Annotated in this window: 12 protein-coding genes; 5 read left to right on the top strand and 7 right to left on the bottom strand. The window is 42.3% G+C overall.

Annotated features, from left to right (window positions below; genetic code table 11):
* The first annotated feature begins 7 nt into the window (after nt 1–7).
* Nucleotides 8–892, top strand: a complete 885-nt coding sequence (gene cyoE / locus H5180_RS14320; protein ID WP_145241352.1) for a heme o synthase — start codon at nt 8–10, stop codon at nt 890–892.
* Nucleotides 893–971: 79 nt separating this feature from the next.
* Here the strand turns inward: cyoE and H5180_RS14315 are convergent, their stop codons facing one another.
* On the bottom strand, nt 972–1,574 hold the full coding sequence (locus H5180_RS14315; RefSeq protein ID WP_182734674.1) for an FMN-binding negative transcriptional regulator: 603 nt from the start codon (nt 1,572–1,574) through the stop codon (nt 972–974).
* Complete coding sequence (locus H5180_RS14310) at nt 1,574–2,149, bottom strand: GNAT family N-acetyltransferase (RefSeq protein WP_182758444.1); 576 nt, start codon at nt 2,147–2,149, stop codon at nt 1,574–1,576. The genes H5180_RS14315 and H5180_RS14310 overlap by 1 nt, the downstream gene beginning before the upstream one ends.
* A 115-nt stretch (nt 2,150–2,264) precedes the next feature.
* On the opposite strand from H5180_RS14310, the gene H5180_RS14305 reads away from it, so the two are divergent.
* Nucleotides 2,265–3,734, top strand: coding sequence for a PLP-dependent aminotransferase family protein (locus H5180_RS14305; protein ID WP_182758443.1), 1,470 nt, complete (start codon nt 2,265–2,267; stop codon nt 3,732–3,734).
* Nucleotides 3,735–3,738: 4 nt separating this feature from the next.
* Here the strand turns inward: H5180_RS14305 and H5180_RS14300 are convergent, their stop codons facing one another.
* The 5 genes from H5180_RS14300 to H5180_RS23780 all read right to left on the bottom strand — a co-directional run bounded on the left by H5180_RS14300 (nt 3,739) and on the right by H5180_RS23780 (nt 8,808).
* Nucleotides 3,739–4,407 (bottom strand): hypothetical protein, encoded by a 669-nt coding sequence (locus H5180_RS14300; protein ID WP_182758442.1) that lies wholly within the window; start codon nt 4,405–4,407, stop codon nt 3,739–3,741.
* 71 nt (nt 4,408–4,478) lie between these two features.
* A complete protein-coding gene (locus tag H5180_RS14295; protein ID WP_182758441.1) occupies nt 4,479–5,387 on the bottom strand; it encodes a histone deacetylase in 909 nt (302 codons plus the stop codon).
* Between the two features lie 66 nt (nt 5,388–5,453).
* Nucleotides 5,454–5,816, bottom strand: coding sequence for a PilZ domain-containing protein (locus H5180_RS14290; protein WP_149982023.1), 363 nt, complete (start codon nt 5,814–5,816; stop codon nt 5,454–5,456).
* A 325-nt stretch (nt 5,817–6,141) separates the two neighbouring features.
* The gene (gene ettA, locus H5180_RS14285; RefSeq protein WP_145241364.1) at nt 6,142–7,815 is read right to left on the bottom strand and encodes an energy-dependent translational throttle protein EttA; all 1,674 of its coding nucleotides are present in this window, start codon (nt 7,813–7,815) and stop codon (nt 6,142–6,144) included.
* Between the two features lie 93 nt (nt 7,816–7,908).
* Nucleotides 7,909–8,808 (bottom strand): DMT family transporter, encoded by a 900-nt coding sequence (locus tag H5180_RS23780; protein WP_182758440.1) that lies wholly within the window; start codon nt 8,806–8,808, stop codon nt 7,909–7,911.
* A gap of 167 nt (nt 8,809–8,975) precedes the next feature.
* On the opposite strand from H5180_RS23780, the gene metA reads away from it, so the two are divergent.
* From metA to metH, 3 genes are read left to right on the top strand one after another with little or no spacing between them, the layout of a single operon-like run.
* A complete protein-coding gene (gene metA / locus H5180_RS14275; RefSeq protein ID WP_149982020.1) occupies nt 8,976–9,923 on the top strand; it encodes a homoserine O-succinyltransferase in 948 nt (315 codons plus the stop codon).
* On the top strand, nt 9,913–10,980 hold the full coding sequence (locus tag H5180_RS14270) for a homocysteine S-methyltransferase family protein (RefSeq protein WP_149982019.1): 1,068 nt from the start codon (nt 9,913–9,915) through the stop codon (nt 10,978–10,980). The genes metA and H5180_RS14270 overlap by 11 nt, the downstream gene beginning before the upstream one ends.
* 10 nt (nt 10,981–10,990) lie before the next feature.
* Nucleotides 10,991–13,639, top strand: a complete 2,649-nt coding sequence (gene metH, locus H5180_RS14265; protein ID WP_182758439.1) for a methionine synthase — start codon at nt 10,991–10,993, stop codon at nt 13,637–13,639.
* Nucleotides 13,640–13,752: the final 113 nt, after the last annotated feature.

Genomic DNA, 13,752 nt, shown 5'->3' with positions numbered 1-13,752 from the left:
ACTGCAGATGTTTCGTCGTTATTTAAAGGTCACTAAGCCCGGCATTATCATGGGCAATTTGATCTCGGTTGCGGGTGGGTTTTTACTCGCCTCGCGTGGTGATATTGATGGCTGGCTAATGCTTGCTACATTAGTTGGCTTATCGCTGGTGGTAGCCTCAGGTTGCGTGATCAATAATGTGATCGACCGTGATATTGATATTCGCATGGCGCGCACGCGAACACGGGTAACCGTTACCGGTGAAATGTCTGCAACCACGGCTTTGCTGCATGGCACAGTACTTGGCTTACTAGGCTTTGCTTTACTAATGGTTTTTACTAACTGGATTGCGGTATTTTTTGCTGTGTTTGGTTATGTCATATACGTGGGTGTTTACAGCTTATATATGAAGCGTCGCTCAGTGTATGGCACGTTTATCGGTAGTTTATCAGGAGCAGTACCACCAGTGGTAGGGTACTGCGCTGTTTCAGCACAGTTTGATGTTGGCGCGTTGATCTTATTAGTAATGTTCAGTTTGTGGCAAATGCCGCACTCTTATGCGATTGCTATTTTTCGCTATAAAGACTACCAAGCTGCGCGTATTCCGGTATTACCGGTAGCGCAAGGTATTGATAAAGCTAAACATCATATTGTGTTGTATATCGCGGTATATGCGTTAGTGGTAATGTTATTAACCATTGGCGGTTATACCGGTATGGCTTTTTTAGCTGTTGCTTGCACTACTAGTTTTTGGTGGTTATTAATGGCGCTGCGAGGTTATCGTCGTAATATTGATATTAGTGGTTGGGCACGCCAAGTATTTGCGTTTTCAATTGTGAATATCACTGCACTGAGTATCGCCATGGCAGTTGATTACCAAAATATTGCCCCGCATCTGTTTGCTTTTAACTAATTACTAAACCGAGTTTATTTCAAAGTTAACCAAAGGCTCTAAGATCTCCGAGGAGCCTTTTTTCATTTTTATAGCACCGCTAATTGATTAACTCAGCAATACTGAGTTTCCCCGCTAACATTAAGCTTTGTTTTATGGCTGCACGTATTTCAGCAGGCTTGTTTTGACTAAGTTTAAAATTGCCACACCAGTGACTAGGAATAAATTCAATAAAGCTTAATTGTTGGTACATTACATGGCGATGCTGTACGGGTACCTCATTAATTTGCCATTTATCTGTAGCATGCTCAGTAAAGTGTTGCTCAAGATGATCGGTTAGTCGTTGCATGATCTGCTCTTTGTGCTGTTGGTCTTTAACAATACGCACTTTAGCTGTCACATAAACACTCGAATAAAGCCAACTAGGTAGGGTTTTATTGTGTGCGTAAGCGGGCGATAAATAGCAATCATCGCCACTAAACAATAGCTTCACTGATTGACCATCAAATGATGACAGGGGATTATATTTGGCCACATGGCCGATAAAAACCTCGCGAGCTGGGTCATATAATAATGGCACGCGGCATATATCATTGAGTTGGTTTTGTGTATTAGGCATTAAAATGGTCGCCAGTGGATAGCTATTTACTAACTGTTGTAATTGCTTGCTATCATGTTGTTGAAAATGGGCCGCTGGGTACATTATAGTTTTCCTTCTAACTGAGATTTTATTGTCGGCCATTGCTCGTCTATAATACTGAACTGAGCGGTGTTTCGGTATGAGCCATCAGCAAGTAACCTGTCTTTATAACTAATGCCTTCAAAGCGCGCGCCAAGGCGTGCTATAGCATTACGCGATTTTTGGTTTTGTTCATGGGTATTAAAAGCAATACGCACTAAGCCTAATTCTTCGAACGCATATTGCAGTAGCAAGTATTTAGCGTGGGTATTTACAAAACTACGTTGCCACTTTTTAGCAATAAATGTGTGGCCAATCTCGGCGCTGTAATTTTGTTTATCTAACCTAAATAAACGTGTAGTACCAAGCACCTGCTTACTTACTTTATCAACTATGGCGTAGACTATTTGTTGTTCGGCATTAAACTGCGCTGTATTGATAAACCAATCATCGAGAGTTGCACGGGTTTGGGTGTAATTCATTAAAACCCAACGCCATATTTGTGGATCTTGGCCTGCTTGATATAGCCCCTCGAGGTGGTTTTGTGTCAGTGGCTCTAAAGCCAGCTTACTGGTTTGATGAATGTGTTTTGTAAACATGATAAGCCCCATATTTTGCTATTTATGAATAACAAAGGTACGCTACTTTGGTCAGTAATAAACAACCAGTTTTAGCTTTTTAACTAGACCAGTTTAGTGTGTTTTTGGAGTCGTAATGCAGCCGTTAGTTATTGAATTTGATGAGTCAGAGTCTGCCAAATATTTGCAACTGGCCAGCGCGATACGTAGTGCCATAATGCAAGGCAAGCTTGCGCCAGGGGTAAAACTCAGCTCGGCGCGTGTCATGGCAAACACTTATCAGCTCAATCGCCATACAGTGATGAATGCTTTGCAATTATTAGTAGCGGAAGGCTGGCTTGAATCTCAGCAGCGCTCAGGTTATCGGATCACCAAGTCATTGCCCATTCAAAGTAGTGTTAGTACCTCAAGTACTCCAATACTGAAAGTAAAACCTTATCAATTTGCTAAAACATTGGCTGTGCCTGCTGCTGGAATGGATTTAACTGCGTATAAATATAACTTTGCTGGTGGCTTGCCTGATCTTGCCAGTTTCCCACAAAAAGAATTTAAACGCTCCATCAGCCATGTGTGTAATCACTTAGATATCAATCAACTGCATTATGGGCAGGTCAGTGGTAACGAGCAATTAAAAGCTCATATTTGTGATTACTTATACAAAGCGCGTAATTTAAACGTAAGCGACGTATTGATCTGCAATGGCTCGCAAGAAGCACTGTTCTTAATCGCAAAAGCGTTTATAAAAAAAGATGATTTTGTCGCAGTCGAAACGTTAGGTTATCCGCCAGCAAGGCAAGCATTTGCAGCTTGTGGCGCGCAATTGGTTGATATAAAACAAGACGATGAAGGCTTATGTGTTGATGATTTAAAAGCCCAGCTGGAATTTTATCCAATTAAAATGCTTTACTTAACGCCGTTGCACCAATACCCAACTACTGTGACCTTATCGCCAACGCGGCGCTTGCAAATTTATCAACTGTGTTATGCCCACAACGTTATGATCATCGAAGATGACTACGACCATGAATTTCATTATCGCTGTCAGCCATTACAACCCATGGCCGCCGATGACCCCGCGGGCATCGTTATTTACCTATCGACGTTTTCAAAGATTATGTTTTCAGCTGCACGTATCGGTTATATCTGCGCAGCGCCTGAAGTATTAGCGCAATTAACTGCGTGGAAGCAGCTGATGAACCATAAGAACGATGTGATCATGCAATTAGCTGTGGCGCACTGGATGAAAGAAGGTGGCTTTGAACGCCATTTAAAGCGTATGACCAAACTGTATAAACAGCGCTATGAAGCGATGGATGCCTATTTAATAGAGCTACAAGCACTTGGGCATCCTATAGAATATAAAAAGCCCGACGGCGGCATGGCGATGTGGGTCAACTTTAATAAAGACACTCAGCACTTAAAAGCGCAGTTAGCAAAGCAAGGTGTGTACTTACAAACTGAAGCCGAGTTTTACTTTACCAACTCAGTACGTAGTTTAAAGCCCATAAACTATAGCTATGCTCGGCTTGGTTTTGCAGGACAATCGAGCGAGAAGATGCAGCAAGGGTTAAAGTTTATAACTATGCAAGTATTTTCGAGTAAATAATGTTTTACTGCAAACCTTCAACATCAAAATAGAGCGGCTTTAAGGTGCCACAGTTGGCAAATTTATAGGTTAATTCGCTAGCATTTGGGACGCGTTTTGATGTGCGAAATTTTTGCAGACAGGCATTAGTTAAATCTGCAAAAATAAGGTGATTAAAACTCGGTGCTTGGGTTATTTTATGGATATAAATTCGCTCATTATTTTTGAGGGTGATCATGTCGTATTCTTGCCACTGCGATGATTCGTTCAAATCAGTTAATTCCCGCGCATAAAGTAATTTACTCATTACAATAGGTCTATGTTGATAAACCAAACTGCCATCGCGCTGGTAGTGTCCGGCATACACATCTGCCGTAATTGTTAGTTCTTCGCCACGCATTAGCCGTTGAATATTAAACGGTTGTGGTTTGATAGTAATAAGCTCTGCATCACGTACCAGGCTTAAAAAAGCGACATCTGGGTTTTCAATTTGATAAACAACTTGCACATCGTGAGGTAATTTATAAGTCGGTAGGCTAACTGCAAAAATACGCGAGCCTTGATTAACGAGCACCATAGCATGCTCCGCATTGTAAGCTGGGTTAATCGGCGGAAGCTCTTCTTTTACAGCTTCTTCTTCGGCGTTGGCAATACTCGACATAAATGCAAGTAACAAAATAAACAACAGTCGCATAATGATCTCAATAAAGGTATGAATTTAAAGTGTAGTCAAAAATACTGTTTTAGCAGTTTTATACTCTGCTTTTAAAACAGCGCAGCTTGCTCTATAACAATTGCGTGGCGTTTTGCAAGGCGCAAGTGATTTCTATCATAACCTCCGCCAATCACGCTTGCCACTGGCGTATTGTGCTCAATACAGCGCTTAAACACTAAGTGATCTCGTTTTTCAATGCCTTGCCAGCTAATATCAAGTTTACCTAAACCATCTTGCTGCCAAATGTCGACACCTGCATCATAAAGCACTAAATCAGGGTTAAGTTCTTTGAGTAAAAAGCGCAAGGTATCATCAACAATCCCTAAATATTCATCATCTTGCATATTATTAGCTAAACCAATGTCGAGATCGCTGGCGGATTTGCGAAATGGAAAATTCTTTTCACAATGAATCGAGCAGGTATATGCATATGGTTGGTGTTGTAACATGGCTGCGGTGCCATCGCCTTGGTGTACATCTAAGTCAAAAATCAATACATTGGTCACTTCAGCTGATTGAATCAGCGTTTGTGCAGTAAAGGCTAGGTCGTTGACCATACAATAGCCAGAGCCAAAATCGCTGTGAGCGTGGTGTGTACCGCCGGCTAAATGGCATGCAATGCCGTGCTCAAGAGCTAAGCGCGCAGTTTGCAACGTGCCTTGAGGTGCGGTAAAAGTTCGTGCCATTAATTGTTCAGACCAAGGTAGCCCAATACGACGCATCGCTTTATCATCTAAGCGGTTATGCCATAAATCTTGAATGTAATTATCACAATGTACCAATTCAAGCGCCTCAGGGCTGCCAAGTTCAGGTGTGATTAGGTTGCTATTCGCCAAACCAAGTGCTTTTACTTGTTGGTATAAATGGGCAAATTTACTCATTACAAAACGATGGTTAGGATCAAAGTTAAACGAATAGTTAGGGTGATAAACCAGCGGTAAGTGTTGATTAAGAGCCATAGTCAGATTGCGTTGCGAATTTTCTCTAGGGTAACCTACAGGGCAATTTCAATCCAGTTACTTGCTTTACGCACTGTGGATCAAACTCTCAAGTTCACGGTGCAGTAGTGTATCGTCAGCGAGGTTTAACTCAATTAAACGCTTTAAATGGGTAATACTATCTATATCAATATGGGTACATTTTAAACCTATATGTTGTTGTTCGATATGGCAAATAGTGACAGTCATCGCGATGATTACTTCACTTTGCGGGAGTTTAAAGGCAAGAATAGCACTACTATTTTTTGTAAAGTTAAAGTTATTATTGCGACTAACCAGAGCGCCATTTAATGATATATCGAGCAACTGGCAGGGGTAACTATGGGTATTATTGGTTAAATGCGCGGGAGTTGAAAATAAAATGCGCGTGTAATGTCGGCGGTTTTCCATCATTATTCCTTTTAGGAGTATTAGGATTAAGTGTAGCCTGTTTTTTAGTCAGTATGTGTAATTAATACCAATCGACTTAAATATTTAACCATTCTAGCGAGCTAAATAAAGCGCTAACTGCGTTATAAATTTACCATGTAGAACAACTACATGTCAAAATTTATGTCTTGTTATCACTCCATTTATCTGTCGCTATAAATGGTCAGTAACTTAACACGATTGGTATAAGCTGAACTCTGGATCGTGAATCTCTGATCTAGATTCTAGGTTAATAAAAAAAGCCCCACATAAATGTGGGGCTTAAAATATTTTTAGAACCTAGAACTTAACCTATCTTCTTGTACTTAATACGTTTAGGTTGCGTAGCCGCAGTGCCTAAGGTCTTTTTAAGCCATTCTTCATATTCAGTGTAGTTACCATCGAAGAAGTTAATTTGGCCTTCGTCACGGTAATCAAGAATATGTGTAGCAATACGGTCTAAGAACCAACGGTCATGCGAGATACACATAACGCAGCCTGGGAATTCTAAAATAGCGTTCTCAAGGGCACGTAATGTTTCAACGTCCAAATCATTGGTTGGCTCATCCAGCAGGATAACGTTGCCACCGGCTTTTAATAACTTAGCTAAGTGTAAGCGGTTGCGTTCACCACCTGACAAGTCCTTAACAAATTTTTGCTGATCGTTACCTTTGAAGTTAAAGCGACTAACATAGGCACGGCTTTGGAATTCAAAGTTACCAATTTTTAGTACGTCTTGGCCGTTTGAAATTTCTTGGAAAACAGTATTGCTGTCATCCATATTGCCACGGAACTGATCAACGGTTGCCAGTTCAACCGTTTCACCTAGGTTAATTTCACCGCTGTCTTGTTTGTCTTCACCGCTGAGCATTTTAAACAGCGTTGATTTACCTGCGCCATTGGCACCGATAATGCCAACAATTGCGCCTTTAGGCACAGTAAAGCTTAGATCATCAATTAACACGCGATCGCCAAAGCTTTTCTTCAAGTTTTTAACTTCAATAACTTGATCACCTAAACGTGGTCCAGGTGGAATAAATAGCTCGTTGGTTTCATTACGTTTTTGGTAATCAGACTGCTGCATTTCAGTAAATTGCGACATACGCGCTTTTGACTTAGCTTGACGACCTTTTTGGTTTGAACGTACCCACTCAAGTTCTTGTGCAATTGATTTTTGACGGGCTTTTTCAGACTTTTGCTCTTGCTGCAGGCGCGCATCTTTTTGCTCAAGCCAAGAAGAATAATTACCTTCCCATGGAATACCTTCACCACGGTCAAGCTCTAAGATCCAGCCAGCTACATTATCGAGGAAGTAACGGTCATGGGTTACCGCCACAACAGTGCCTTCGTAATCATGCAAGAAGCGCTCAAGCCATGCTACAGATTCTGCATCTAAGTGGTTAGTCGGCTCATCGAGGATAAGCATATCTGGTTTTTCAAGCAATAAGCGGCAGATAGCCACTCGGCGACGCTCACCACCTGACAAGAATTCAATTTTAGCATCCCACTCAGGTAAGCGCAGGGCATCTGCGGCGCGCTCTAATACGTTGTCGATGTTATGACCATCGTGGGCTTGAATAATTGCTTCAAGCTCACCTTGCTCTTTGGCTAGTGCGTCAAAGTCAGCATCTTCCATCGCGTATTCGTTATATACTTCATCAAGACGGTTAAGCGCGTTTTTAACTTCGCTGACTGCTTCTTCCACAGTTTCACGAACCGTTTTGCTTTCATCTAGAATAGGCTCTTGCGGTAAGTAACCAATTTTAGTGCCCGGTTGAGGATATGCCTCACCTTCAAACTCTTGATCAAGGCCGGCCATAATACGTAGCAACGTTGATTTACCAGAACCGTTTAAACCAAGTACACCAATTTTTGCGCCCGGGAAAAAATGCAAAGAAATATCTTTTAAGATAGTGCGCTTAGGTGGCACAACCTTAGATACTCGACTCATCGAGAAAATAAACTTATCAGGTAAAACCATGGAAGGAGCCTTCAAATAATAATAAAAATTTCAATGTTGTATTGTAGTGGCTCTCAGGTGAAACAGTCAACGAATCAACCAAATAACAATGTGCTAATTCGCGAGCAATACTCCTACACCGATTAAAGCAAGCAAGCCGCCTATTAACATTTTATTGGTAACGGGCTCGCGCTTTATAAAACCAATGCTCATTACAATTAATGGCGCGGTTGCGAAAATCGTTTGTGCAATGGCTGGATCGGTATATTTAACTGCGCCAAGTTGAAGCCATAAACCAAGGAAAGTGCCTAAAAACACAGCCGCAAAAAACCATTGTTTGCCGCTAATTCCCCTTAGAGTTAGTGCTTGTTTAAATTCACTGCTTTTAAACACTGCAACAACTAAGGCCACAGTCATCGTACCTGCTGCTAATCTAATTAATGCCGCCCATAAGCTACTCATATGCTCATTATTGAGTGCGCCTTTAGACATCACCATACCGAGCGCTTGGCAGATAGCAGCTGCAAGGGCACATAAAACACCTTTGCGATAATGTTGATGATCAACCTGTGGCAATGTTTTTTCAGGCTTGATTGCTATTACTACGCCAATGGTTGTAAGTACAATACCGCACCATGCAAATGGCGATAAATAATGATTTAATAGCAGGATATTAAAAACCCCCACAAGGGCTGGAGCAAGGGACTCAATAACTAACGTGCGAGCAGGGCCAATATTTCGCAGCGCAGTAAAATAGGCGCTATCGCCAATCGCAATCCCAATCACCCCGCCAGCAATTAGCCAAAGCCAGCTTGTCAGATGATGTGGTAGTGCAGCGTCTTGAGTAATCGCAATAGTCGCTAACATCATGGCACTTGCTAACACGCCTTTACTGATGTTTAGCTGCATAGGCGTTAAGTGATGGCTAAAACCTTTATATAAAATGGTCGAAAGCGCCCAAACAATAGCTGCTAATATAGCAAAAAGTTCTCCTAAGCCTAGGCAATCAATCACGTTTACCACCTTAAAATAAAATCAACAGGCGCATTATGGCGAGCGGTTTTTAGAATGCAAAAAAATAGCTAAAATAAATTCATTTGGACATCTAAACATCTAGAGGTTGAAATTTCCAGCTATCCGTTCATAATTAGCCATTGGTTAATTATGCCTTGGAGATGAGTATGCCTATTACCGTTAAAGATGAATTGCCCGCAATTGCGAAGTTACGTCAAGAAAACGTATTCGTAATGCCAAAAAGCCGCGCTAAAACCCAAGAGATCCGTCCGATGCGCTTGGCGATTTTAAACTTAATGCCTAATAAGGTAGAAACCGAGGTGCAATTTATTCGTTTGCTCGCTAATTCACCCTTACAAGTGAATGTAGAGCTTCTACGTTTAGACACTCATCGCAGCAGTAGCAATTCAGAGCAGCATTTAGACACTTTTTACCGTTATTTCTCTGAAGTGAAAGACAACAATTACGATGCATTACTCATTACCGGCGCACCATTGGCACATTTAGAATATGACGATGTAGCCTACTGGGATGAACTAAAAGTAATTTTAGATTGGGCGGAGCAGCATGTAACCTCAACATTATTTTCGTGTTGGGCGGCTCACGCGGGTTTATTTCATCATTATAATCTAAAGCGTGAACTAAAAGAAAATAAGCTCTGTGGCGTGTTTACCCATAAGTGTTACTTTGAACATGGAGCCTTAACGCGTGGTTTTGACGATACCTTTGTAGTGCCGCACTCGCGTTATGGTCATATTGATATTGAAAAAATTAACGCTTGTGATGACTTAGTTGTGCTGGCAGGTTCAGAGCAAGTAGGCGCTTACTTAATAAAAAATAAATCCGGCAGCCAAGTGTATATTACCGGGCATCCTGAGTATGATGCAGACACTTTAAAAGGCGAATATCAGCGCGATTTAGAAAAAGGCCCTGATGCGCCATTGCCTGAAAATTACTTTCCAGAGAACAACCCAGATAACGAACCGTCGAAAACTTGGCAAAGCCATGCCTTTTTACTGTTTTCGAATTGGTTAAATTATTATGTGTACCAAACCACACCCTATGATATTAATTTAGTTAGCCAAGCCGTAAGGACTAACAACTATGCCGAATAATTTAGAAAACAAAAGCGCCGAGTTAATTGAAGCGTTAAAACAGCGTATTTTAATTCTTGATGGTGCTATGGGTACCATGATCCAAGAACACAAATTAGAAGAACACGATTACCGTGGCGAGCGCTTTAAAGACTGGCATGTGCTAATTAAAGGTAATAATGATTTATTAAGCATTACACAACCAAAAATTATTGCTGATATTCATCGTGGCTTTTTAAGTGCAGGTGCCGATATTATCGAAACCAACACCTTTAATTCGACTACAATTTCGATGGAAGATTACGATATGGCCAGCATCAGCCGTGAAGTAAACTTAGAGTCAGCTAAATTAGCACGCAGTATTTGTGATGAGTTTACTGCTAAAAATCCAGCTAAACCACGCTATGTTGCGGGTGTTTTAGGGCCAACCTCAAAAACCTGTTCAATCTCACCGGATGTGAACGACCCCGGTTATCGCAATGTCACGTTTGATAAGTTAGTCACCGCGTATGTTGAATCAACCCTTGCTTTAATGGAAGGTGGTGTTGATCTCATTTTAATAGAAACAATTTTTGATACGCTTAATGCAAAAGCGGCTTCATTCGCGGTTGAAGAAGCGTTTGAACAAGCAGGGCGCAAGTTGCCTGTGATGATCTCTGGCACCATAACCGATGCCTCGGGCCGTACGCTGTCAGGGCAAACCACCGAAGCATTTTATAATTCTATTCGTCATATAAAGCCAATTTCAATTGGCTTGAACTGCGCGCTAGGTCCAGATTTATTGCGCCAATATGTAGAAGAACTATCGCGTGTTTGCGAAACCTTTGTCTCTGTTCACCCCAATGCTGGTTTACCGAACGAGTTTGGGGAATATGATTTAGAAGCACCTGAAATGGCTCAAGAAATTATCGATTGGGGCAAGTCTGGCTTTATCAATATTGTTGGCGGTTGTTGTGGTACCACACCTGCACACATCAGGGCATTTTCGAAAGGGCTTGAAGGTGTTAAACCTCGCCTATTGCCAGAGCTTGAAGTGCGTATGCGCTTATCAGGCCTTGAAGCGTGTAATTTAAACTAAGGTAGCCGAGATGACACAAAAAATAGCAGTATTTACCAACGTTGGCGAACGTACCAATGTGACCGGCTCAGCCATGTTCAAACGTTTGATCATGGAAGAAGATTACGAGAGTGCGCTTAATGTTGCCCGCGAGCAAGTAGAAAACGGCGCACAGGTTATTGATATCAACATGGATGAAGCCATGCTGGACTCAAAAGCCGCCATGGTGAAGTTTTTAAATTTGATTGCCTCCGAGCCTGATATTTCTCGCGTGCCAATTATGGTTGACTCTTCTAAATGGGAAGTTATTGAAGCGGGCTTAAAGTGTATTCAAGGCAAGGCAATTGTAAACTCAATCTCGCTAAAAGAAGGTGAAGAGCCATTTATTCGCCAAGCTAAAATTATTAAACGTTTTGGCGCCGCTGCAGTGGTTATGGCGTTTGATACCGACGGCCAAGCAGATACAGCCGATCGCAAGTTTGAAATTTGTCAGCGTAGTTACCGCATTTTGGTGGATGAAATTGGCTTTGCGCCAGAAGATATTATTTTCGATCCCAACATCTTTGCGGTAGCAACTGGTATTGAAGAGCACGACAACTACGCAGTTGAATTTATTGAAGGTACACGTCGCATTAAGCAAAACTTGCCACACTGTAAAGTGTCGGGCGGGGTGTCGAATGTATCGTTCTCGTTTCGTGGGAATAACCCCGTGCGAGAGGCTATTCACTCAGTATTTTTATATCACGCAATTCAAGCGGGTATGGATATGGGGATTGTTAATGCAGGGCAACTCGCTGTGTATGATGATATTCCAGCAGAGCTGCGAAAAGCGGTTGAAGACGTTATTTTAAATACCGACCCAGGTGCCGGTGAACGCTTAGTAGAGTTGGCACCAAAATACTCTGGTATGGCGCAAGCCGAACGCGTAGAGGATTTAGAATGGCGCACATGGCCAGTTGAAAAGCGCCTTGAACATGCTCTTGTTAAAGGCATTACTACCTTTATAGATGAAGACACCGAAGAATGCCGCGCTGCTGCCGATAAGCCTATTCATGTGATTGAAGGGCCGTTAATGGACGGCATGAACGTGGTAGGCGATTTATTTGGCGCAGGTAAAATGTTCTTACCGCAAGTCGTTAAATCAGCGCGAGTGATGAAGCGCGCAGTGGCCTACCTAGACCCTTACATTGAAGCTGAAAAAGAAGAAGGGGCTACTAACGGTAAAATCGTGATGGCCACCGTTAAAGGTGACGTACATGATATTGGTAAAAATATTGTTGGCGTAGTACTGCAATGTAATAACTATGAAGTTATCGACTTAGGCGTAATGGTGCCTGCCGATAAAATACTGCAAACCGCGATTGATGAAAAAGCCGATATCATTGGTTTATCAGGGCTGATTACACCATCGCTTGATGAAATGGTACATGTTGCCAAAGAAATGAAGCGCCGTGGTTTTGAACTACCGCTATTGATTGGTGGCGCGACTACCTCAAAAGCGCATACTGCCGTTAAAATCGAGCCACAATATGACAAAGGCGTGGTTTATGTAAATAACGCCAGTCGCGCTGTAGGCGTGGTTTCTAACTTATTGTCGAAAGAGCATAAAGCTGAATTTTTAGCAAAAACCAGCGCTGAATATGTCAAAGTACGCGAGCAGCAAGCACGCAAAAAACCACGTTCAAAACCGGTTACTATTCAACGTGCCCGCGACAACGCCGCCAAGCTTGATTGGGATAATTACACTCCACCGGTGCCGAAAAAGCTGGGCGTGACAGAGTTTAAAAATGTCTCGATAGCCACTTTACGACAATACATAGACTGGACGCCGTACTTTATGACCTGGTCAATCGCCGGTAAATACCCACGTATCATGACTGATGAAGTGGTTGGCGAGCAGGCGCAAAGCTTATTTAAAGACGCTAACGACATGCTTGACGACCTTGAAAAGTCAGGCAGTTTGCAACCGCTTGGCGTAATTGGTTTATTCCCAGCTAATCGCGTGGGTGACGATATTGAAATATACACAGACGAAACTCGCTCTGAACTATTAACCACATCGTGCCATTTACGTCAGCAAACAGAAAAAACCGACTTTGCTAACTACTGCTTAGCTGATTATATCGCTCCGAAAGGCACGCCTGATTACTTTGGTGCATTTGCGGTAACCGGCGGTCTTGAAGAAGACGACTTAGCTGATGCGTTCGATGCACAGCAAGATGACTACAACAAAATAATGGTAAAAGCGGTGGCAGATAGACTCGCCGAAGCCTTTGCTGAGTACTTACACGAACAAGTGCGTAAAGAATATTGGGGTTTTGCCCCAGACGAAAACCTTGCGAATGAAGATCTTATTCGTGAAAACTATCAAGGTATTCGCCCTGCACCCGGTTACCCAGCGTGTCCAGAGCACACTGAGAAGAAGAAAATCTGGCAACTACTCGACACTGAAAAGCGCATTGGCATGCAGCTCACCAGCTCATACGCCATGTGGCCCGGCGCAGCGGTATCAGGCTGGTACTTCTCTCACCCTGAGGCTAAATACTACGCCGTAGCGGCAGTACAAAAGGATCAGGTTGAAGACTACGCTAAACGTACCAACATGACGCTGGAAGAGGCCGAAAGGTGGCTGTCGCCTAATTTGGGGTATGAGCCGGAATATGGCAGCTTTAAGCGGTAAGTGATAAGTAAAAACGAGTCAAATTAGGCTCGTTTTTTTATGAATAATAATTGTATAAGCTGGTGATTTATTACCTTTGTTTGGTGGAGTTATTCAATGATGCAATTTAAGTC

Origin of the sequence: Pseudoalteromonas sp. SR41-4, from assembly GCF_014163985.1 — a bacterium.
Lineage (GTDB): Bacteria > Pseudomonadota > Gammaproteobacteria > Enterobacterales > Alteromonadaceae > Pseudoalteromonas > Pseudoalteromonas rhizosphaerae.
This window is presented reverse-complemented; position numbering and strand designations above follow the sequence as displayed.

Excerpts from the sequence above, each read along its gene's own strand:
- H5180_RS14270 (WP_149982019.1), top strand. The coding sequence starts at position 9,913 with ATGCCGAATAATTTAGAAAACAAAAGCGCCGAGTTAATTGAAGCGTTA.
- H5180_RS14295 (WP_182758441.1), bottom strand. The coding sequence starts at position 5,387 with ATGGCTCTTAATCAACACTTACCGCTGGTTTATCACCCTAACTATTCG.
- H5180_RS14315 (WP_182734674.1), bottom strand. The coding sequence starts at position 1,574 with ATGTACCCAGCGGCCCATTTTCAACAACATGATAGCAAGCAATTACAA.
- metH (WP_182758439.1), top strand. The coding sequence starts at position 10,991 with ATGACACAAAAAATAGCAGTATTTACCAACGTTGGCGAACGTACCAAT.
- cyoE (WP_145241352.1), top strand. The coding sequence starts at position 8 with ATGTTTCGTCGTTATTTAAAGGTCACTAAGCCCGGCATTATCATGGGC.
- ettA (WP_145241364.1), bottom strand. The coding sequence starts at position 7,815 with ATGGTTTTACCTGATAAGTTTATTTTCTCGATGAGTCGAGTATCTAAG.
- metA (WP_149982020.1), top strand. The coding sequence starts at position 8,976 with ATGCCTATTACCGTTAAAGATGAATTGCCCGCAATTGCGAAGTTACGT.
- H5180_RS14305 (WP_182758443.1), top strand. The coding sequence starts at position 2,265 with ATGCAGCCGTTAGTTATTGAATTTGATGAGTCAGAGTCTGCCAAATAT.
- H5180_RS14290 (WP_149982023.1), bottom strand. The coding sequence starts at position 5,816 with ATGGAAAACCGCCGACATTACACGCGCATTTTATTTTCAACTCCCGCG.
- H5180_RS14310 (WP_182758444.1), bottom strand. The coding sequence starts at position 2,149 with ATGTTTACAAAACACATTCATCAAACCAGTAAGCTGGCTTTAGAGCCA.
- H5180_RS14300 (WP_182758442.1), bottom strand. The coding sequence starts at position 4,407 with ATGCGACTGTTGTTTATTTTGTTACTTGCATTTATGTCGAGTATTGCC.